20 protein-coding genes and 3 tRNA genes are annotated in these 22829 nt (G+C 26.3%); 13 read left to right on the top strand and 10 right to left on the bottom strand.

What is annotated here, in order from left to right:
• Window positions 1-158: 158 nt before the first annotated feature.
• A complete protein-coding gene (fliE, locus tag ACTP5B_RS00950; protein WP_464829198.1) occupies window positions 159-467 on the top strand; it encodes a flagellar hook-basal body complex protein FliE in 309 nt (102 codons plus the stop codon).
• A gap of 132 nt (window positions 468-599) precedes the next feature.
• Here fliE and ACTP5B_RS00945 read toward each other — a convergent pair.
• Both ACTP5B_RS00945 and gltX read right to left on the bottom strand, forming a co-directional pair.
• Window positions 600-672, bottom strand: a tRNA-Ala gene (locus ACTP5B_RS00945).
• Between the two features lie 189 nt (window positions 673-861).
• A complete protein-coding gene (gltX, locus tag ACTP5B_RS00940; RefSeq protein WP_464829196.1) occupies window positions 862-2265 on the bottom strand; it encodes a glutamate--tRNA ligase in 1404 nt (467 codons plus the stop codon).
• 193 nt (window positions 2266-2458) lie between these two features.
• On the opposite strand from gltX, the gene ACTP5B_RS00935 reads away from it, so the two are divergent.
• Window positions 2459-2534: transfer RNA gene (locus ACTP5B_RS00935), tRNA-Val, on the top strand.
• Window positions 2535-2561: 27 nt separating this feature from the next.
• Window positions 2562-2634: transfer RNA gene (locus ACTP5B_RS00930), tRNA-Lys, on the top strand.
• An 11-nt stretch (window positions 2635-2645) separates the two neighbouring features.
• Here ACTP5B_RS00930 and ligA read toward each other — a convergent pair.
• Entirely contained in the window at window positions 2646-4673 is a 2028-nt protein-coding gene (gene ligA, locus ACTP5B_RS00925) for an NAD-dependent DNA ligase LigA (RefSeq protein WP_464829195.1), read from the bottom strand.
• A 257-nt stretch (window positions 4674-4930) separates the two neighbouring features.
• Between ligA and cysK the strand changes: the two genes are divergently transcribed.
• The 5 genes from cysK to ACTP5B_RS00900 all read left to right on the top strand — a co-directional run bounded on the left by cysK (window position 4931) and on the right by ACTP5B_RS00900 (window position 9590).
• Window positions 4931-5878: a cysteine synthase A gene (gene cysK, locus ACTP5B_RS00920; RefSeq protein WP_464829194.1), complete on the top strand. Its 948-nt coding sequence runs from the start codon at window positions 4931-4933 to the stop codon at window positions 5876-5878.
• Window positions 5879-6025: 147 nt separating this feature from the next.
• On the top strand, window positions 6026-6283 hold the full coding sequence (locus ACTP5B_RS00915; protein ID WP_464829192.1) for an HPr family phosphocarrier protein: 258 nt from the start codon (window positions 6026-6028) through the stop codon (window positions 6281-6283).
• 151 nt (window positions 6284-6434) lie between these two features.
• A complete protein-coding gene (gene ptsI, locus ACTP5B_RS00910) occupies window positions 6435-8150 on the top strand; it encodes a phosphoenolpyruvate-protein phosphotransferase PtsI (RefSeq protein ID WP_464829190.1) in 1716 nt (571 codons plus the stop codon).
• A 49-nt stretch (window positions 8151-8199) separates the two neighbouring features.
• Window positions 8200-8703, top strand: coding sequence for a PTS glucose transporter subunit IIA (gene crr / locus ACTP5B_RS00905; RefSeq protein WP_464829189.1), 504 nt, complete (start codon window positions 8200-8202; stop codon window positions 8701-8703).
• An 86-nt stretch (window positions 8704-8789) separates the two neighbouring features.
• Window positions 8790-9590 (top strand): undecaprenyl-diphosphate phosphatase, encoded by an 801-nt coding sequence (locus ACTP5B_RS00900; protein WP_464829187.1) that lies wholly within the window; start codon window positions 8790-8792, stop codon window positions 9588-9590.
• 27 nt (window positions 9591-9617) lie between these two features.
• On the opposite strand, the gene ACTP5B_RS00895 is transcribed toward ACTP5B_RS00900, so the two are convergent.
• Window positions 9618-10862 carry a tRNA CCA-pyrophosphorylase gene (locus ACTP5B_RS00895; protein ID WP_464829185.1) on the bottom strand — a complete coding sequence of 415 codons (1245 nt, stop codon included), beginning with the start codon at window positions 10860-10862 and terminating at the stop codon, window positions 9618-9620.
• 202 nt (window positions 10863-11064) lie between these two features.
• On the opposite strand from ACTP5B_RS00895, the gene rfaE1 reads away from it, so the two are divergent.
• Both rfaE1 and ribB read left to right on the top strand, forming a co-directional pair.
• Complete coding sequence (gene rfaE1 / locus ACTP5B_RS00890; RefSeq protein ID WP_464829183.1) at window positions 11065-12009, top strand: D-glycero-beta-D-manno-heptose-7-phosphate kinase; 945 nt, start codon at window positions 11065-11067, stop codon at window positions 12007-12009.
• Between the two features lie 172 nt (window positions 12010-12181).
• Complete coding sequence (ribB, locus tag ACTP5B_RS00885; RefSeq protein ID WP_464829407.1) at window positions 12182-12829, top strand: 3,4-dihydroxy-2-butanone-4-phosphate synthase; 648 nt, start codon at window positions 12182-12184, stop codon at window positions 12827-12829.
• On the opposite strand, the gene tsaD is transcribed toward ribB, so the two are convergent.
• Window positions 12807-13817 (bottom strand): tRNA (adenosine(37)-N6)-threonylcarbamoyltransferase complex transferase subunit TsaD, encoded by a 1011-nt coding sequence (tsaD, locus tag ACTP5B_RS00880; protein ID WP_464829181.1) that lies wholly within the window; start codon window positions 13815-13817, stop codon window positions 12807-12809. The genes ribB and tsaD overlap by 23 nt on opposite strands.
• A 225-nt stretch (window positions 13818-14042) precedes the next feature.
• Here tsaD and rpsU point away from each other — a divergent pair, with 225 nt between their 5' ends.
• The 3 genes from rpsU (at window position 14043) to rpoD (ending at window position 18085) form a co-directional block, all read left to right on the top strand.
• Entirely contained in the window at window positions 14043-14258 is a 216-nt protein-coding gene (rpsU, locus tag ACTP5B_RS00875; protein ID WP_163118899.1) for a 30S ribosomal protein S21, read from the top strand.
• A gap of 91 nt (window positions 14259-14349) precedes the next feature.
• Window positions 14350-16083, top strand: a complete 1734-nt coding sequence (dnaG, locus tag ACTP5B_RS00870) for a DNA primase (RefSeq protein WP_464829178.1) — start codon at window positions 14350-14352, stop codon at window positions 16081-16083.
• 163 nt (window positions 16084-16246) lie between these two features.
• Window positions 16247-18085 (top strand): RNA polymerase sigma factor RpoD, encoded by a 1839-nt coding sequence (rpoD, locus tag ACTP5B_RS00865; protein WP_464829176.1) that lies wholly within the window; start codon window positions 16247-16249, stop codon window positions 18083-18085.
• A 104-nt stretch (window positions 18086-18189) separates the two neighbouring features.
• Here rpoD and cysE read toward each other — a convergent pair whose 3' ends face one another.
• From cysE to ACTP5B_RS00840, 5 genes are all read right to left on the bottom strand, one after another.
• A complete protein-coding gene (gene cysE, locus ACTP5B_RS00860) occupies window positions 18190-19014 on the bottom strand; it encodes a serine O-acetyltransferase (RefSeq protein WP_464829174.1) in 825 nt (274 codons plus the stop codon).
• An 84-nt stretch (window positions 19015-19098) separates the two neighbouring features.
• The gene (gene secB / locus ACTP5B_RS00855; protein WP_464829172.1) at window positions 19099-19539 is read right to left on the bottom strand and encodes a protein-export chaperone SecB; all 441 of its coding nucleotides are present in this window, start codon (window positions 19537-19539) and stop codon (window positions 19099-19101) included.
• Between the two features lie 54 nt (window positions 19540-19593).
• On the bottom strand, window positions 19594-20028 hold the full coding sequence (locus tag ACTP5B_RS00850) for a rhodanese-like domain-containing protein (protein ID WP_464829170.1): 435 nt from the start codon (window positions 20026-20028) through the stop codon (window positions 19594-19596).
• Between the two features lie 105 nt (window positions 20029-20133).
• Window positions 20134-21513 carry an argininosuccinate lyase gene (gene argH, locus ACTP5B_RS00845; RefSeq protein WP_464829168.1) on the bottom strand — a complete coding sequence of 460 codons (1380 nt, stop codon included), beginning with the start codon at window positions 21511-21513 and terminating at the stop codon, window positions 20134-20136.
• 83 nt (window positions 21514-21596) lie between these two features.
• A complete protein-coding gene (locus ACTP5B_RS00840; RefSeq protein ID WP_464829166.1) occupies window positions 21597-22808 on the bottom strand; it encodes an argininosuccinate synthase in 1212 nt (403 codons plus the stop codon).
• Between the last annotated feature and the right edge of the window lie 21 nt (window positions 22809-22829).

Raw genomic sequence — 22829 nt, 5'->3', positions numbered from 1 at the left:
TGATTTAATTAAAATGTTATTAATTATATAATAATTGTCATTAAAAAAATATTAAGATACTTATCTTTTATATAATAGTATTTTTATGTTTATAAAGATATGATAGTATTTTAAAAATTTAAAAAATATAAAAATTATTTATTATAATGAGGAAGATTATGTTTATTGATAATATTAATCATCAAAATATTGCAAAAATTAATTTATTAGATATAAAAACAAGAACACAACCAAAAACAGACAGTGACAAGTTTATAGACTGTATAAAAATAGCATTAGGAGAAATGAGCAAAAATCAAAATAATGCAAAAATTGATTCGAAAAAATTTATATTAAATCAATCAGGAATCTCTTTAAACGATGTAATGATAAATTTAGAAAAAGCTTCTATTTCTATGCAAATGGCAATCCAGATAAGAAATAAAATTACATCGGCATACCAAGAAATAATGAGCCAACAAATCTAATATACAATTTACTGTGCTGAATCAAAAAATTTAGCACAGTATTTAGTGCTAATAAATGTTGCGCAATTATTTTCAAAATATAAAATTTTTTCTGTACATCTTAAAAAATAAATTTAAATATAATCAATTTAATGGAGCTAAGCGGAATCGAACCGCTTACATCTTGCATGCCATGCAAGTGCTCTGCCAAATGAGCTATAGCCCCAAAATATTACAATATAAAAACACATGAATCCTGTCAATTTATTTTTTATAAATTATTTTCTAAATACAATATTCTAAAAATAAATTTTTTATAAAAACTTAAACATGATCTTACTAAAAATCATATGTGTCAAATTTTTGTAAATAATTTTCACATCTATTATTAAGAAGTTAAATGAAAAATGATTATTCATAAATTTTCAATATAATCAATTACTTTTTGAACTCTTAGTAAAGTTTTTTCTCGACCTAGTAAATGAATGACAGAATTAATACTAGGCGAATGCATATTTCCTGTTATAGAAATACGCAGGACCATATTAACTTCTTTTTTTTCTACTTTAGCATCTGATGCTATATCATTAATTATTATAGATATATTGTGATCATCCCAAACAGATAATTTATTTATTTTTTCATAAGATTTTTTTAAAATCGAAAGATTTTTTTTTGTAAAATATTTCTCTATTAATTTGTTTTCAACACAATTAAAATCTTCATAAAAATATCGGCAAGATACCATCATTTCTTTTAAAGTATTGCATCGACTTCTTAATAGTTTAACTAAAGATTCTAAATTAGGACCGCTTTTTATATCAACATTTTGATTTTTAATATAATCTTTAAAAATATTAGAGATATAATTTAATGGTAAATTATTAATGTAATATTTATTCATCCATAAAAATTTTTTAGTATTTATAGTACTAGAAGATTTACTAATAGATCTCAAATTAAATAACTCTTTCATTTCTGACATATTAAATATTTCTTTATCACCATTTGACCAACCTAATCGTATTACATAATTCAATAATGCTTCTGGTAAAAAACCATTTAAATGATAATCAATTATGTTGATAGCATTTTTTCTTTTAGAAATTTTATGACCTTCTTCATCTAAAATCATCGATAAATGTGCATAAATAGGTATTTTAGCTCCTAACGAGTTAAATATGTTAATTTGACGCGGTGTATTATTGATATGATCCTCGCCACGAATAACATGAGTAATTTTCATATCTAAATCATCTATTACAACACAAAAATTATAAGTAGGCATTCCATTAGAACGTTGAATAATAAGATCATCTAATTCTTTGTTATCAAAAGTAATTTTTCCTCTAATTTGATCTTCAAACACTACTTGCCCAATAAGCGGATTTTTAAAACGCACTACATAATTTTTATTAAATACATTTTTTATTTGCAATTCTCTACAGGTACCAGGATAACGTGGTTTGCAGCCTTTTTTAATTTGTTTGATTCGTGTTGCTTGCAATTCTTCAGAGGAACAAACACAGATATAAGCATGTTTTTTTTCTAACATGAAATCAATCACTTCTTTATATCGATTTAATCGTTGACTTTGAAAATAAGGACCTTCATCCCAATTCAATCCCAACCATTTTAATCCATTTAGAATAGAATCAATGGAAGTTGATTCAGAACGTAAAAGATCAGTATCTTCTATACGAAGTATAAACTTCCCATCATGATGTCTTGCAAACAACCAGGCATACAGAGCAGTACGAATACTACCAATATGTAAATTTCCGGTAGGACTAGGTGCAAAACGAGTTTTTACTTTCATATATTCCTCAAAAAAAATATTTCATAAATTATATAAAAATTATTATAATAATAAAATTATTAATCTTATTTTCTAAAATATCGATTATAATTTAACCATTATGATTAAATTTGCAACAAACAAATATTATTTTTCAAAAAAAGATTGACTCTGTTTCTTCTAGCTTTAGAATATATGTATATATATTTTAAAAGGGTGATTAGCTCAGTTGGTAGAGCGCCTCCTTTACACGGAGGAAGTCGGCGGTTCAAGTCCGTCATCACCCACCAAAATAACAATCGTTTCAAATTTTTAAGGGGTCGTTAGCTCAGTTGGTAGAGCAGTTGACTTTTAATCAATTGGTCGCAGGTTCAAATCCTGCACGACCCAAAAAATATAAATTAATCTTTCATATTAATTAAATTATTTAACTCTTCTTCATTAATAATTTTAATTTTTAAATCTTTAGCTTTGAAAAACTTAGAACCGTAATGCTTTCCATAAATTAAGAAATCTGTTTTTTTAGAAATATTATTTAAAATATTTGCTCCTAAATTTTTTAAAATTTTTTCTAGCTTTGCTCTTGAAAAAGATTTAAAAACTCCTGTTAAAACAACTTTTTTATCTAAAAAATATCTTTTTTTCATATTTTTTTTATATAAATCTAAATCACTCCAGAAAATTCCTACTCGTGTAGTTAATTCATTAACCATATCACGATTTGAAATCGTAGAAAAATAGTTAAATATATTATTTGAAATAACTTTTCCTATTCCATCAATACAATTTAATTGCGAAATATTCGCATTCATCAATTTATCTAAATTTGTAAAGTAATTGGCGATTTTTTCAGAAACAATCTCTCCTACACCTGGTATACCCAAGGCATAAATAAAACAATTGAAAGTAGTTTTTTTACATTGATTAATAGAATTAATAATTTTTATACTTTTTTTATTGCCTACATTTTTTAATTTCATCAAATCAATATCTTTCAAATAAAAAAAATCTATTGGATTTTTAACAAGTTCTTTTTTTATTAATTCATTAACAATTTTTGGACCCAAGCCAATCACATATAAAGATTTTTTAGAGAAAAAATGATGTAATGTTTTTTTTTTCTGAGCATCACATGTCAATCCGGCATGACAACGAATTATTTTTTCTGCAGTATTTTCTAATAATTTTGTATGGCATACTGGACAAAATTCAGGGAAAATTATTTTTTTTGCATTTTTAGAACGTGCACTTTTAATCACACTCAGTAATCTTGGTATTACATCACCAGAACGGCAAATTATAACAGAATCATTGATGTGTAAATTTAATCTTTCTATTTCATATTTATTGTGTAAGGTAGATTTCCTAATCATAACACCAGATATATATACAGGATCGAAATAAGCTACAGGTGTAATTACACCTGTTCTGCCGACCTGAAATTTGACGTTATTTAATAATGTAACTCGTTCTTCAGAAAAAAATTTAAATGCTATAGCCCATCTTGGTGATTTTTTATTATATCCTAATCTTTCTTGAAATTTTATTGAATTTACTTTAATCACAATCCCATCTATACCAAAATTAAGATAATTTTTTTTTATTTCAAATTTTTTATAAAAATCTAAAACTTCCATATAATTTGAACAAATTATAATCTCTTTATTAACAGGCAAACCCCAAGATAAACATTTCATTAATCGTTTATAATGAGTATCTAGTTCTTGTTTAATTTCCGTAAAAAAATGACATCCGTAACATGAAAACATTAATTTTCTTTCAGCTGTTATGTTTGGATCAATATGACGTAATGAACCCGCTGCGGCATTTCGAGGATTAGAAAAAGACTTATTGTAATTTTTTTTATATTTTTTATTTAATGTTATAAAATCTGATTTAAGCATAAAGACTTCACCTCGAACTTCTAACCTATCAGGTATATCGATTCCCTTTAATTTTAAAGGAATTGATTCAATCATTTGAGCATTAGCAGTAACATTCTCTCCATTAAAACCATCACCGCGAGTTGCTGCTCGTATAAAAACTCCTTTTTCATAAATTATACTAATCGCTATTCCATCTAATTTAAGTTCACAACAAAAAGATATTGGTGCATTAAAATCAATAGATTTTTTAATTTTTTCTTCAAAATTTAAATATCCATTAATATCAAAAGTATTTTCTAATGACAACATAGGATAGAAATGTTTTATTTTTTTAAATTCCTTTAGCAAACTCGATCCTACTTTTTGCGTTGGTGAATCTGCAGTAATAAGTTCTTTATTTTTTAATTCTAAATCATACAATTTATGCAATAAATAATCATATTCTGCATCAGAAACAATTGATTGATTTAATGTATGATAAAAGTATGCGTATTTTAAAATATTTTTTCGTAATTTTTCGATATTATTTTTATTGGATGTCATGAATTTTTTGCATATATAATTATTATATTAATCAGATGAATTTAAAATTATCTCAAATTTTATAAATTAATAATATTAGTATTTTAAAATATTTTTTATTATATAATTTTATTTATAATATAAAATATAGAATTTTTTAATATTTGTTAAAACAAGTATAATAAAAAAATTTTAAAAAATTAGAATAAAATTCTGTTAAAAATAAAACATTATGCAAATTTTGCAACACATGAGAAACTTTTAAACGTAGGAAAAAAATGATTAAAATACATGAAGATAATTCTTTAACCATTGGTAATACACCTTTAGTACGTTTACAAAAAATTGGAAATGGAAATATTTTAGCAAAAATAGAATCTAGAAATCCAAGCTTTAGTGTTAAATGTAGGATTGGTGCTAATATGATATGGAGTGCAGAAAAAAATAAAAATATAAATAGAAATATAGAATTAATAGAAGCAACAAGTGGTAATACAGGAATAGCCTTGGCTTACGTTGCTGCTTCTAGAAATTATCGATTAACTCTTACCATGCCTGATACAATGTCAATTGAAAGGAAAAAAATACTAAACGCTCTGGGTGCTAAATTGATATTAACAGATGGAAAATATGGTATGAAGGGAGCGATTTCTAAAGCTAATCATATTGTATTATGTAATCCAGGTAAATATTTTTTATTAAAACAATTTGAAAATCCAGCTAACCCCGAAATTCATGAAATAACTACTGGACCAGAAATCTGGAACGATACTAATGGCAATCTAGACGTATTAATTTCCGCTGTAGGAACAGGAGGAACAATTACTGGAATCACGAAATATATAAAAAAAACAAAAAGAAAAAAAAATTTAATTAGTATAGCCGTCGAACCTTCTGAATCACCTGTAATTACTCAGTTTTTATCAGGAGAAGAAATCAAACCCGGACCACATAAAATTCAAGGAATTGGGGCTGGATTCATTCCTAAAAATCTAGATTTAACATTAATTGATCAAGTCATTACCGTTTCCAGTGAAAAAGCAATACTTATGGCACAAAAATTAATGAAAAAAGAAGGAATACTAGCAGGAATTTCTTCTGGCGCTGCATTATACGCAGCAGTAAAAATACAAAAACAAAAAAATTTTTTAGATAAGACAATAGTTGTTATTTTACCTTCGTCAGGCGAACGTTATTTAAGTACAGAATTATTTTCAAATCTATAAAAACTATTAAAATAAAAATTCCACAATTTAAAGAAATCTAAAAGCCTTATTTATTTATAAAGATATTTAATAGTTAAAAAAGCAAACTGAAAAATCTTTCAATATTTATAAAATTTTACATTAATAAACTTGAAATAAGGAAAAACAATGTTTCAAAAGCAAGTTAAAATAACTGCTCCGCATGGTTTACATACTCGTCCTGCAGCTCAGTTTGTAAAAGAAGCAAAAAAATTCATTTCTGATATTTCTATTATTTATAATGGTAAATCAGTAAATGCAAAAAGTTTGTTTAAAATTCAAACACTAGGTTTAATCAAAGGAAGTTTGATCACACTGTCTGCTGAAGGAGAAGATGAACAAAAAGCAATTGATCATTTGTCTATAATAATGACAGAATTAGAATAGATTAACTATTAAAAAATTAATTTTAAATTTCTCTAAAAAACACTAGAAGTTATAAAAAATAACTTCTAATTATTTTATGAAAAAATATATTCGCCTGACATGTCATATTTCAATCTCTGAATAGATAAACTTTATTATTAAAGGTAATGTTATGATTTCAGGCATTTTAGCATCACCGGGTATAGCTTTTGGAAAAGCTCTCTTACTAAAAGAAGAAGAAATTGTTATTAACCGGAAAATAATTACCATCGAAAATATTACAACAGAAATAGAAAAATTTTTCAAAGGTAGGAAAAAATCAATACAACAACTAACAGAAATAAAAATCAAAACAAAAGAAAAATTTGGAGAAAAAAAAGAAAGTATCTTTGAAGGCCACATTATGCTTCTTGAAGATGAAGAATTAGAAAAAGAAGTAATTGCTTTAATAAAAGAAAAAAATATATCTGCTTCAGCAGCTACTGAATTAATTATTGAAGGACAAGCAAGAGCTTTAGAAAAACTAAAAGATGAATATTTAAAAAATAGAGCAATCGATGTAAGAGATATTGGAAGCCGTTTATTAAAAAATATACTCAATCTAAATATTATTGACTTAAATAATATAAATAGTGAAGTGATTTTGATTGCAAAAGACTTGACTCCTTCTGAAACCGCTCAAATTAATTTAAAATATATTTTAGGATTTATTACTGATCTAGGAGGAAAAACATCTCACACCTCAATCATGGCAAGATCATTAGAAATTCCAGCTATCGTAGGAGCTGGAAATATTACAAAAATAGCAAAAAATAATGATTATATTATTTTAGATTCTATTAATAATCAAATTTTTATAAATCCATCTCATCAATTAATTGATGAAAAAAAAGAAATAAAAAAGAAATATATTTTAAAAAAAAATAAATTGATAAACTTAAAAAGTTTACATGCTACAACTATTGATGGACATAATATTAAAATTGGTTCTAATATTGGCAGTCTCAAAGATATTAATTCTGCAAAAAAAAATGGTGCTGAATGCATTGGTTTATATCGAACTGAATTTTTATTTATGGGTAGAAATTCTTTACCTACTGAAAACGAACAATTTCAAGCATATAAAAAAATTGCTGAATTGATGGAAAATAAACCTGTTATTATTAGAACAATGGATATTGGTGGAGATAAAGATCTCCCCTACATGAATTTACCAAAAGAAGAAAATCCTTTTCTTGGATGGCGTGCTATACGTATTTCAATAGATCGAAAAGAAATATTACATACACAATTAAATGCTATTCTCAAAGCTTCTGCATTTGGTAGAATATACATTCTATTTCCTATGATAATATCTGTAGAAGAAATTAGATTTTTAAAATCAGAAATTAAACAACTTCAAATTTCATTAATTAAAAATAAAATACCATTTGATCAAGATATTAAAATTGGAATCATGATCGAAACACCAGCATCAGCTATAATAGCTGAACACTTAATAAAAGAAGTAGATTTTTTTAGTATTGGAACTAATGATTTAACACAATACACTTTGGCTGTTGATAGAGGAAACGACTTAATTTCACATCTTTATAATCCGATGAATCCATCTGTTTTAAAATTAATTAAACAAGTTATTGATATTTCACATTTAAACGGAAAATGGACTGGTATGTGTGGAGAACTAGCAGGAGATGAACGTGCTACTGTGCTTTTATTAGGCATGGGATTGGACGAGTTTAGCATGAGTTCTATCAGTATTCCTAAAATTAAAAAAATTATTCGCAAAACATCTTTTCATGATGCGCAAAAATTAGCTCAACAGGTGTTAAAATTACCTACTACAAAAGAAATAACTAATTTATTAGGAGACTTTATTAAACATTAAAATATAAAAATATACTAAAAATAACATGAAAAGCACTTAGGAGAAAAAAATGAGTTTCTTTTCTGATTTTTTTAACAGCAAAAAAACTAATTTTTCTAAAAAAATAGAAATTATCGCACCTGTGTCAGGTGATATAATAAATATAGAAGATGTACCAGATCCAGTTTTTTCTAAAAAAATCGTAGGAGATGGAATAGCGATTAAACCATCAGGGAACCAAATTCTTGCGCCAGTCAATGGAAAAATTGGAAAAATATTTGAAACGATGCATGCGTTTTCAATTATATCAGAAGATAATGTTGAATTATTTGTACATTTTGGAATTGACACCGTAAAGCTAAAAGGAGAAGGTTTTAAAAAAAAAGCGAAGGACAATCAAAAAGTAAAAATAGGAGATGAAATTATTACATTTGATTTAGATTTTCTCACAGAAAAAGCGCAATCTATTTTAACTCCTGTTGTGATCTCTAATATTGATGATTTTAAAAAAATAAAAAAATCATCCGGAACGATTATTGCTGGGAAAACAGTTGTTATGACTTTGTATAATTGATTTTCAATATAAAACGGTGCTATTATTTAGTACCGTTTTAATATAATATATCAAATATTAAAATTAAATAATCTTATCGGAAAAAAATGCTTGATTTACATCAAGTTATCGCTTCTATTATAATGGGAATAATAGAAGGGATAACAGAATTCCTACCTATTTCTTCTACAGGACATATGATAATAGCTTCTCATTGGTTAAAAATAGACAATAATAATAATATAAAAATATTAGAAATATTCATTGAATTTGGTTCTTCATTATCAATATTATGTTTTTTTTATAAAAAAATTTTAAAGATAATAAATTTTAATAAAAATGTTAAAAACCAAAAAACAAAAAATATTCACATTCTCATTTCTATTTTGCCTACAATATTTTTTGGATTGATTTTTTATAAAAAAATTAAACTATTATTTAATGCACATAACGTTATGTATGCGTTAATCTTAGGTGGTTTTTTTTTATTAATATCTGAAATATTTAAACCAAAAAAATATAAAATTGATAATATCAACAATATTAGTTTGTTCCAATCTGCAATGATTGGTTTTTTTCAAATTTTTTGTTTATATCCTGGTTTTTCAAGATCCGGATCCACTATAGCGACTGCAATATTATTAGGAATTAAACGATCGGTTGCAATAGAATTTTCTTTTATAATTTCAATACCATTAATTATGGGCGCATCTTTTTTTGATTTTATGAAAAATATAAACAATATTAAAATATCAGATTGTCCAATATTCTTTATTGGATTTATAATATCTTTTTTAATTTCCTTACTATGTATTAAAAAATTATTAAAAATATTAAACAAAACATCATTAATATTTTTTGGGATATATCGTTTTATAATAGCAATATTAATTTATTTTATAAATTAATCGAAAATTCAAACGAAATAATATTTTTTATAAATATAATGAATATTTAATATTTTTTAAACGCCATAATTCTAATTTTTTAATTCTTAAACGCATTAATTCATTTTTAATTGCGCACCCCTGAAAACCTTTTTTTAAAACTAATTTAATAGAAATACTACTGACAACATAAAAACATTCTTTCAAAAAAGAACCAGGTTTTATATGAAAAAACTTAGAACTACACTGGTTTAAAAAATTAAAATCACTTAACAACGCTAATTTTTTGACACGTTCGGGCTTTCTCCAAGCATCAATTTTTGAAAATAGATTTATAATATTTTTAGATGATTGATAATAAATAGTATTTAAAAAAAAACAAAAACCAGTATTTAAAACAGCTATATCTCTAATATACGATGGAATATTAAATCGATCGCATAAATTATGAATAATAGAAGCAGAATACGAATCAAAAAATATTTTTGAATAATTTTTATCTATTTGATTAATTGATACAAACTGACATAAATAAGAAAAACGAACATCGACTTCTTTATTATAAAGTGATATTTTAGATAACCCCATTAATATTGTATTTTTATTAAGTAATTGTTCAAAAAAAGTATAATTTAAAAAATTTTTTTTTTCATATAAAAAATATATTTCTGGGAAAAATAAATGTAATGCATTGCAATTATATAAAACTTGAAAATATACATGAGGATTAAGAGTCTTGAATGCTTTTTCAGTTTCATTCCATATTCTATTTGTAGTTAAGTATAATAATTCCTTTTTTTTTACTATAATACACATTAATAACATAGTTTCTTTTGCAATTTTAAATCCTAAATGTACTAATGTAGCAGCAAATCGTGCCACACGTAAAACACGTAATGGATCTTCTATAAAAGATTCTGAAACATGTCGTATTAAACCACATTCTATATCTTTTTTGCCTTTAAAGGGATCAATATAGTTACCATATTGATCTTGAGCAATAGCATTAATTGTTAAATCTCGTCTTACTAGATCTTCTTCTAAAGTAACATTTGAATTACAATCAGTATGAAAACCAGTATATCCTTTTCCGGATTTCCTTTCTTTTCTAGCTAAAGCATATTCTTCATGTGTGTCTGGATGCAAGAAAACTGGAAAATCTTTTCCCACTTGCTGAAAATTTTTTTCTAGCAACATTTTCTCTGTAGCACCTACTACAACCCAATCTTTATCTTTAACAGGTAAATTAAGCAAAGAGTCACGAACCGCGCCTCCTACTAAATATATTTTCATGATAATTTTCTCATACTAAAAAATAAAATTATATTCTATAATATAAGAATAAAATTCTTTAAATAATTATTTATTATTTTTTATAATTAAATCTTGTAATAATATTTTATATAATATATAAAAAATATCTTATTGAATTTATAGTAAATTTTTATATTTTTAATGTTTATTCAATTATTCACATTTAAACAGACGATATATTATGAAAAAAAAACTGATCAATTTTAATAATTCACTTGTTTTAGTTGCTGGAGATCTTATACTTGACTGTTACTGGTATAGTAAAAATCACTATATGCTGTCTGAACAATTAACACCAATAACACCTATTTACAAGATTAAAGAACAACCTGGAGGTGCCGCAAACGTAGCTAAAAATATTGCAGAGATTGGAGGGTATTCCAAAATAATTGGTTTTATTGGTAAAGACAATGAAGGATTAATATTAAAAAAACTTATGAATCATATTAGAATTATTTGTGATTTAATTTCGATAAAAAAAAATAAAACTATTACCAAAATTAGGATTTTATCCAATAAAAAACAATTAATTCGAGTGGATTTTCAAGAAAGATATATTTCTAAAAAAATTGACCTATTAAATCAAAAAATTATTAACTCATTATCAAGTTTTAAAGTTTTAGTGCTATCAGATTACGGAAAAGGAACACTAATAAATATAAAAAAAATAATTAGTTTTGCAAAAAAAATATCTATCCCAATACTTATAGATCCTAAAGGAATAGATTTTAAAAAATATTCAGGCGCCAGTTTATTAACACCGAATCTTTTTGAATTTGAAAAAATAGTTGGAAAATGCAATGGAGAAAATGAAATTTTAAAAAAAGGAATGAAATTATTATCTGAACTAAAATTATCAGCATTATTAGTTACACGTTCTAAAAATGGAATGACGTTATTTCAAAAAGAAAAAAAACCGATTCATTTCCCCGCTATATCCAAAATAGCTTCCGATGTAACTGGCGCAGGTGATACCGTTATTGCCATCATAGCAGCATCTTTAGCAACAGGATACTCTTTAGAAGAAGCATGTTTTTATGCTAATACTGGAGCTAGTATAGTGATAAAAAAAATTGGAACTGAAACGTTATCTATTGATGAATTAAATTCTGTTTTAAATCGTTAATAAAAAAAATTACATGTCTTAAAAAATAAAAATTTTTAGATTGCTCTTAAATTTTATTCAATATGTGATATATTAAGTATAATTTTAAAAAAAAAATTTACGAAAAAACATTTTAGTAAATTAATTACAAATAAAATTTTTTAAATAATTTAAACTTATTAAGATTTGCATGATGAATCAAACACTCTTATCTAAATTTGGAACGCCTATAGAACGCATTCAAAAAGCTATACTTGCTCTACAATCTGGTCAGGGAATTATTATATTAGATGATGAAAAACGTGAAAATGAAGGTGATCTCGTTTTTGCATGTGAAACTATGACAGTAGAACAAATGGCTCTCAGTATTCGCTATGGTAGTGGGATAGTATGTCTCTGTATTACAGAATCTAAACGGAAACAGCTTAATTTACCTATGATGGTTAAAAAAAATACAAGTACATATCGCACAGGATTTACAGTGACAATAGAAGCATCGAAAGGAATTTCTACTGGCGTATCAGCAAAAGATAGACTTACTACTATAAAAACTGCCATTGCAGATAATGCCAAGCCAAGTGATTTAAATAGACCGGGTCATGTATTTCCTCTGAGAGCTCATAAAGGTGGAATTCTGTCAAGAGCAGGACATACAGAAGCTGCTATTGAAATTGTTTCTTTAGCAGGTTTCAAACCAGCCGGAGTCATTTGCGAATTAACAAATAAAGACGGAACTATGGCACGTACACCTGAAATCATAAAATTTTCTAGAAATAGAAAAATGCAAGTATTAACTATAAAAGACTTAATTGCTTATATTAAAAAAACAAATCACTTATAGCCCATTTTGGTTTTACTAATATTTCTAGTTGAGGTTTCCGTGCTTGATTGTGACGTAATGAACCAAGATATGCAATCATAGCACCATTGTCCGTACAAAGTTCTAGACTAGAATAAAAAACTGTTCCATTAAAATATTTTTCAACCATTTTCTTAGATTTTTTACGTAATTTATAGTTTGCGCTGACACCGCCCGCTATAACTAAACGTTTCCATTTTTGTTTTTTTAATGCTTTTTTCGTTTTAATTAATAAAATGTCAATAACTGCATCTTCAAAAGCCCTTGCAATATTAGCTTTTTCTTGTACACTTTTATTGCATTTATTAAATGTTTGCGCTGCAAAAGTTTTTAAACCCGAAAAACTAAAATTTAAACCAGGATGATGTATCATGGGTCTGGGAAAGTATAAACAATCTTTAACACCATTACATGCTAATTTGGATAATTCAGAACCACCAGGGTATTTTAATCCTAACAATTTCGCTGTCTTATCAAATGCTTCACCTGCTGCATCATCTAAACAATTTCCAAGTATTTCATACTCACCCAATTTATGAGCAGCAATAATTTGTGTATGTTTTCCTGATACTAATAATGCAATAAATGGAAACTCCATGGATTTACAATTTAACATTGGTGATAACAAATGTGCTTCCATATGATGAACTGGAAGAACTGGTATATTTAAAGATAGTCCTAATGAACATGCGAATGTAGCACCTACTAATAACGAACCTACTAAACCAGGACCAGCAGTATAAGCTATGATATCAATACATTTATCAATATTGTATTTTTTAAATATTTTTTTTAATAAAAAAAATAACGCCTCCATATGTGCTCGCGATGCTAATTCTGGAATAATACCTCCATGCATATTATTTAATTGTCTTTGATTGTATACTTGATTCATTAACAAACCCACTTTGCTATCATAAATAGCTACACCTGTATCATCACAAGACGTTTCAATGCCCAATACTCTCATAAATTTATACCTATACATCAAAGTTCTGAAATAAAAAATACATTTCACATAAATTTTAAATTAATGTTATTCTAAATAAATTAATTTAAAAAACTTTTTGCTTAAACTATATTAAACATAAAAAATGATACTTTACAATACAACACTTATTGATATAGGATCTATTATCCTAAATATTTTTTAATAATTTTTATTAAAAAAATAAACAATGGAGGTAAATTTTAAATGCCAATAATAAAAGTGCGTGAAAACGAACCATTTGATGTAGCACTACGTCGTTTTAAACGATCTTGTGAAAAAGCTGGTATTTTATCTGAAATTCGTCGAAGAGAATTTTATGAAAAACCAACTACTGAACGCAAACGAGCTAAAGCTTCAGCCATTAAACGTCTTGCGAAAAAACTTACACGAGAAAATGCAAGACGTATTCGTATGTACTAAAAAATATGTACTAAATACATTTTTAAGAATAAAATGAATAAAAGCCGTTCTTATTTGAGAACGGAAATAAATTCTATAATTATAAAATTATATGTCCGGAAAAATACCTAAATATTTTATTACTGAACTACTATCTAGAACTAATATCGTAGAATTAATTCAAAAACGTCTCAAATTAAAAAAAAATGGTAAAAATCATCAAGCTAACTGTCCTTTTCATCATGACAAAACTCCATCTTTTACTGTAAGTTATGAAAAACAATTTTACTATTGTTTTGGATGTAATGCGCATGGTAACGCAATTGATTTTTTAATGCAGTATGAGCATTTAAGTTTTATAGAAAGTATCGAAGAACTATCTGCGATTCACGGCATTACTATACCGTTTGAACATATAATACCAAATAATATTTATTTTAAAAAACAAAAATTGTATTTATTAATGAAAAAAATATCTGAATTATATAAAAAAAATATAAATTCTACTGATTTAGCTAACCAATATTTATCTAGAAGAGGCATTAATAAAAAAATGATTGATTTTTTTTTAATTGGATTTTCTAGTTTAAGATGGAACATATTTGATAAAAAACTGCAAATAAAAAAAGAACTCGAACAAGAATTATTATTTCATAATATAATTTCTATCAATAAAAAGGGATACATATATGATCGCTTCAAAGGACGTATTATATTTCCCATACAGGATCATCATGGCAGGATTATTGCTTTTGGAGGCCGTTCATTAAATAATATTTTACCAAAATATATCAATTCACCCGAAACAGATATTTTTCATAAAAGAAAAAATATTTATGGAATGTATCAAGTTAAAAAAAAATGTTCAAAACCAGCATATTTATTAGTTGTAGAAGGATATATTGATGTTATAACGTTAACACAATATAATATTGACTATGCAGTCTCCACATTAGGCACATCAACAACAACTGAACACATTCAACTTCTCTTTCAAAATACTGATACAATTATATACTGCTATGATGGTGATCATGCAGGAAAAAATGCAGCCTGGCAAACTTTAAAAAAAGCGTTACCATATATATCTGATCAGAAAACATTGAAATTTGTCTTATTACCGAAAAATGAAGATCCTGATTCAATTATCAGAAAGGAAGGAAAAGAAAAATTTCAAGTACGTATCGATAACGCACTCACTATGTCAAAATTTTTTTTTAAAAACATATTAAAAAATATTGATTTGTCATCTAACGATGATAAATTTTATTTAAGCGTGCGCGCTTTGCCTTTAATAAATACTATTTCAAGTGATACGATAAGAATTTACTTGCGTCAAATATTAGCTAGAATGATAGGAATTTTAGATGATGATCAATTTGAAAAATTTTTATATGAAAAAGAAATTAAAAAAACTCGAAGACCACAATTACAAATAAAACGTACTCCAATGCGTACTTTGATAGGACTACTTTTACAAAATCCTGATTTGGCAAAAATAGCTCCATCAAAAACAAAATTTAAAAACTTTAAAATCGAAGGATTGCCTATTTTCTTAAAAATATTACAAACGTGTCTTGAAAACCCTAATATTAATACAGGTCAACTATTAGAATTATACAGACATACTAAAATAATTAATATTTTAAAAATTTTAGCAAGATGGGATCTTATGATAATTAAAGAAGAAACTCAAAATATGTTTTTGGATTTATTAATGAATATATACGATAAAATTCTTGAAAAAAGACAAGAATATCTTATTGCAAAAGAAAGAAAAAAAGGATTAAAAATGAATGAAAAAAAAGAAATTTGGTCTATTAATAAAGCATTATCAAAAAAATAGAATTCTTTTAAAAAATATGATAAAAATTAAATGTATTAATATTTTAACAGTTTGAAATTATTTTTAATATATTTAACAATTCAAGATAACTCTATTATCATTTATTATTGACAAAATCGTCAATTGAATATTCATTAAATTAATAAAATCTGGATACTGTATTATGGATCAAAACCCACATTCGCAACTTAAGCTACTTGTTACACATGGCAAGGAGCAAGGATATTTAACCTATTCTGAAGTTAATGATCATTTGCCAGAAGATATTATTGATTCTGAACAAATCGATGATATTATTCAAATGATTAATGATATGGGCATTCCAGTAGTTGAAGAAGCACCTGATGCTGATGATCTGATATTAAATGAAATTAATACAGATACAGATGAAGATGCTGTTGAAGCCGCAACACAAGTACTCTCTAGTGTTGAATCTGAATTAGGACGAACTACTGATCCGGTTCGGATGTATATGAGAGAAATGGGGACTGTTGAACTGCTTACACGAGAAGGAGAAATTGATATAGCTAAACGTATTGAAGAAGGTATCAATCAAGTTCAATCTTCAGTATCAGAATATCCAGAAGCAATTACATATCTTCTTGATCAATACGATCGCGTTAAAACTGGTCAAATACGATTATCAGATATAATAACAGGTTTTGTAGATCCAAATGCAGAAGAAGTCTTTTCTCCAACAACTATTAATATAGGTTCTGAACTTTTAGATGAAGAACAAAACAATGAAGAAAACGAAGACGATCATGAAGATGATCATGAAGATGATCATAGTATTGATCCAGAAATAGCTAATGAAAAATTTTCTGAATTACGTATGCAATACAATAACACAAATAATACAATTAAAAATAAAAATAGAACACATAAAGACTCGTTATTAGAAATTTACAATCTTTCAGAAGTATTTAAACAATTTCGATTAGTTCCAAAACAATTTGATCATTTAGTTAATAATATGCGAAATATGATGGAAAGAGTTCGAGTACAAGAAAGAATCATTATTAGATTATGTGTTGAAATATGCAAAATGCCCAAAAAAAATTTCATTAAAATTTTTCCAGTAAAAAAAATCAGTAATATTTGGTTTATTAAAGAACAAAATAAAAATCAACCATGGTCTGAAAACTTAAAAAAAGTCAAATCAGACGTCTTTGTTAGTCTAGAAAAATTAATTAAAATAGAAGAAGAAACCGGTTTAACAATTGAGCAAGTAAAAGATATTAACAAAAGAATGTCTATTGGTGAGGCTAAAGCTAGAAGAGCAAAAAAAGAAATGGTAGAAGCTAACTTAAGACTAGTTATTTCCATTGCAAAAAAATATACAAATAGAGGTCTGCAATTTTTAGATTTAATTCAAGAAGGAAATATTGGTCTAATGAAAGCTGTAGACAAATTTGAATATCGTCGTGGCTACAAATTTTCAACTTATGCAACTTGGTGGATTCGACAAGCGATTACGCGTTCTATTGCTGATCAAGCTCGCACTATTCGTATTCCAGTTCACATGATTGAAACTATTAATAAACTTAATCGTATTTCTAGACAAATGCTACAAGAAATAGGTCGAGAACCAACTCCGGAGGAGTTGTCTGAAAAAATGCTTATTCCGGAAGATAAAATTAGAAAAGTATTAAAAATAGCTAAGGAACCAATCTCAATGGAGACACCTATTGGAGACGACGATGATTCACATTTAGGTGATTTTATTGAAGATACAACTTTAGAATTGCCATTAGATTCTGCTACTGCCGAAAGCTTACGTTCAGCTACTCATGATGTTTTATCAGGTCTAACAGCTCGTGAAGCGAAGGTATTACGTATGCGTTTTGGGATAGATATGAACACTGATCATACTTTGGAAGAAGTTGGTAAACAGTTTGACGTTACTCGTGAAAGAATACGTCAAATAGAAGCTAAAGCACTTAGAAAACTACGTCATCCAAGCAGATCAGAAGTATTGCGTAGTTTTTTAGACGATTAAAATAGAAGAACCAAATATAAAATAAAACTTCTGTACTAATATTAGTCTATTTGCTATAATTTATTTCAAAAACAGAAGTTTTTATTTTATATAAAATAACAAAACTAAATACCATCTCCATATTGAAATCCTTTAATAAGTTTTAAACTATTTTTTTCTCTACTAAAATAATCTTTTTTATTATCTAATTGATTGACAATTTTTGCTGGCACTCCAACAACTGTTACATACGGAGGAACATTTTTTAAAACTATTGAACCAGCACCTATTTTCGCTCCTAAACCTACTTCAATATTTCCTAAAATCTTTGCTCCAGAACCTATAAAAACTCCTTTTCGAATAGTAGGATGTCTATTTTTTCCTAAGTTCTTACCAGTACTTCCTAAAGTAACTGAATGAAAAATTGAAACGTTATCTTCTATCGTTACACTTTCACCGATAACAATACCAGTTGCATGATCAAACATTACTCCAGATCCAATATGAGCAGCTGGATGAATATCAACTGAAAATTCAGAAGATATTCTACTCTGCAAATATATAGATAGTGATTTTTTTTTTATATTCCACAAATGATGACTTATTCTATAAGCTTGTAATGCATGAAAACCTTTTAAATAAAGAAGAGGTGTTAAATAATTATTTACCGCCGGATCTCTCTCTACTATAGCTTTTATATCTCGCACTATAAAATTTAATATAGAAGGGTGTTTTAAATATATCTCTTTAAATACATCTTGAATTTTTTTTTCAGATACAAGTGATGTAGATAATTTATTTGCCAATATATAACTTAAAGAATTAATAAAGTTTTTATGTTGCAATATGTTTTTATGATAAAAATCTAATAAAAATGGTTCTGTTTTTGATAGTAAAGAAACTTCGTATAATATTTTATTCCATATTCTTGATATTTCTAAAACAGACATAATTTCCTCCTAAAAAATATTTCTAGTATTTCTATGATTGAATGCTTTTTTATTTTATCAATCAACAGATATATTCAAAATTCATTATTTATCTTTTTTCGCTACTTGATTATTCTGATAGTAGAGCATATCAAAATTAACAGGTGCAAGATTAATTTGAGGAAAACTACCGTGAGATATTAAATTCGATATACATGCTCGAGCATAAGGGAATAAAATATTTGGACAATAAGAATATAAGCAATGTTTTAATCTTTGTTCATTTAAATTTTTAATAAAAAAAATACCAGCTTGATCTATATCGCATAAAAAAACTAAATCTTCTTTGATTTTTACTGTAAACATTACTTTTAAAACAACTTCAAAAATATTTTTTTTTATTTTTTTAGCAAAAGTATTTAAATTAAATTTAATATCAGGAGTCCAATTAATATAAAAAATATCTGGTGTATTTGGTGCTTCAAAAGAAACGTCTTTTATATAAACACGTTGAATTTCAAAAAATTCTTGTTTTTTTTCTTCCATTATAAAATATCCAAAAAATATTGATTTATTTAAAATTTTTTTTAATTTTCAAAATCATTTATCCTTAGTAACAAGTGGAAGATGATCTGTATTCCAATAATATATACCATTTTTTAAAATATAAACATTTTTAAATCCATGTTTAGAAAATTCTTTAATACATGCATGATGTCTATGTGTTTCATTTAAGATAAGAATAATAGGTAAAAGTTTATATTTTTGTACTTTTTCGATTTCTCCTAAAAAAATATTTTTTAATGGAACGTTAATGGAATTAACAATATGCCCTGATTCAAAAAATTCTGGAGAACGAGTATCAATTACAATTGCGTTGTCCTGATTAATCAAATTGATAGCTTGAAAATTATTAATTATTTTATCTTTTAAAAAAATATTTTTAGTTATGCAAAAAATTGCCGCAATAAAACAAAAAAACCATATCATAATAAGTATAGTATGTTCGGTGAAAAAAAATACTACATCTTGCATAAATTATATTCCCTATGTCCCAAATAGCATAAAATTATTAACTCAGCATTTAAATAATTTTTAAATGCCAGTTAATAAATAATATTATTTTTTGATATAAATATATTAAAGAATTTTCAATCTTTTTTTTGCTTTAATAATTTCTTGATATACTTGAGATGGTGCTACACCACCTTTAGATAATCTTTTTTCAAGACAAGCTTCTAATGTAATATTTTCATATATATCATTTTCAATAAGATTGCTATACATTTGAAATGTAGATAATTCTAAATCTTGTAAAGATTTTTCTTCATTTATTGCTCTAAGTACTAATTGACCAGATATATTATGTGCTTCACGAAAAGAGATTCCTTTTTTGACTAAATAATCTGCAATTTCTGTTGCATTAGAATATCCTTCTTCTGCCGCTTTGCGACATGATTTGTTTTTTATTTTAATATTTTTTAAAACTAATGTTGCTATAGATAAACAATTATTCCACGTTTTTATTGAATCAAATAAACCTTCTTTATCTTCTTGCATATCTTTATTATAGGATAAAGGAAGTGATTTTAATGTAACTAAAATAGAAATCAACGAACCATGAACACGACCACATTTAGCACGAATCAATTCTAATGCATCTGGATTTTTTTTTTGAGGCATTAATGAAGAACCGGATGTAATTGAATCAGATAATTCAATAAAATTAGCTTCACTGGAATTAAAAAAAATTATATCTTCAGAAAAACGTGATAAGTGTGTCATACTAATTGATGCAGATGATAATAATTCAACAACATAATCTCGATCAGAAACACTATCAAGTGCATTGTTCGTTGCAGAATCAAATCCCATAGAAAAAGCGAGTTCCTCACGATCAATTTTCCATGCTGTTCCGGAAAGAGCACCAGATCCAAGAGGACTAACGTTTAATCGTTTTAAAACATCTTTTAAACGACTAGCATCTCGTCTTAACATTTCAACGTAAGCTAAACACCAATAAGAAAAGGTAATAGGTTGAGCTCGTTGCAGATGAGTATAACCCGGCATGATGACATCATAATTGGATTCAGCACTTAAAATAAAATGTTTTTGTAGTTTAATAAGGTTGTCTAATAAAAGATTAATTTTATTTCTACACCATAATTTTAAATCAGTTGTAATCTGATCATTTCTACTTCGACCAGTATGTAGTTTTTTACCTAATTCACCAATTTTATCAATAAGATTTTCTTCTACCCAACTATGAATATCTTCACAATTACTAGTCAGAATATTTTTAGTACTATCTTTAATTTCTCTTAGTAGTTCAAGAAGTCCAGATTCTATTGTTATTTGTTCTTCTCTAGTAATAATATTGCTTTTCATTAAAGTTTTTGACCAAGCAATTGAAGCATTGATATCTTCCTCCGCTAAAATATAATCAAAAGATAAAGATGTATTAAATTTTTTAAATAATTCATGAGATTTATTAATAAATCGTCCGCCCCAAAGTGCCATATATCGTCTCTAATAAAAAATCTGTAAAAAAAAATAAAAATAAATATAATATTTTATAAGTAAAATTTCAAAATTTCAAAAAACTATTTTTGTCGATTTTTTGCGCGTATTCTTGAAGAAAGAGAAAAAAGACGAATAAAACCACTTGCATCAGATTGTTTATAAACTTGGTCTTCACTAAAAGTAGCATATTCTTCAGAATATAATGAGTTAGAGGAACTTTTTTGAACAGCTGTTACACTACCTTTATATAATTTTAATATAACTTCTCCGTTTACTTCAAATGATAATGAATCGGCGGCAGCTTGTAAAGATTCACGTATTGGCGAAAACCAGCGTCCATCATAAACAATTGATGACATTTCCAATCCTATTTTTTCTCTCCATTGAAAACTTTCGCGATCTAGTACTAATTGTTCAATTGCTTGTATAGCTGTTATGATAATAGTCCCACCTGGTGTTTCATAACATCCTCTAGATTTCATTCCAATCAATCTGTTTTCGACGATATCAATTCTACCAATTCCATGTTTAGAACCTAATTGATTTAATTCTTCTACACATTTTAATGGATTTAATTCTTTATTATTAACAGATACTACAGAGCCTTTTTTTAATACTAATGAAATATATTCAGGCTTTTCCGGAGCATCTTCAGGATCTACGGTCCAATTCCAACAATCTTCATTCGATTGATTCCAAGGATTTTCAAGTAAACCGCCCTCGGTTGAAATGTGCCAAACATTTTCATCTTTACTATATATTTTTTCAAGCGTTGCAGTTGTATGAATATTTCTTTGATGCAAATATTTTAATAATGATTCTCTTGAATTAAGATTCCATTCACGCCAAGGTGCAATTACATTCAAGTCTGGAGCTAATGCTGCATAAGCCATTTCAAACCGAACTTGATCATTTCCTTTTCCGGTAGCACCATGACATAACGAATTTGCTCCAATATTTAATGCTAATTCTACTTGTTTTTTTGCAATAATAGGTCTAGCTATTGCTGTTCCTAATAAATAATTTCCTTCATATAAAGCACCAGTTTTTAAAATAGGATAAACATAATTTTCTATAAATTCTTCTTTTAAATCAAAAACATGACAACTGGATGCGCCAGAATCTAGTGATTTTTTTTCAATTCCATTTAAATCCTTTTGAGATTGTCCTATATCAGCTACAAAAGCAATAACCTCAAAATTATAATTTTCTTTAAGCCATGGAATAATTGCTGAGGTATCTAAACCACCAGAGTATGCTAGAACAACTTTATTATTTTTTTTTTTAATCATTTTTAAACCTATCATATTTAT

This window comes from Buchnera sp. (in: enterobacteria), assembly GCF_056343165.1.
This window is presented reverse-complemented; position numbering and strand designations above follow the sequence as displayed.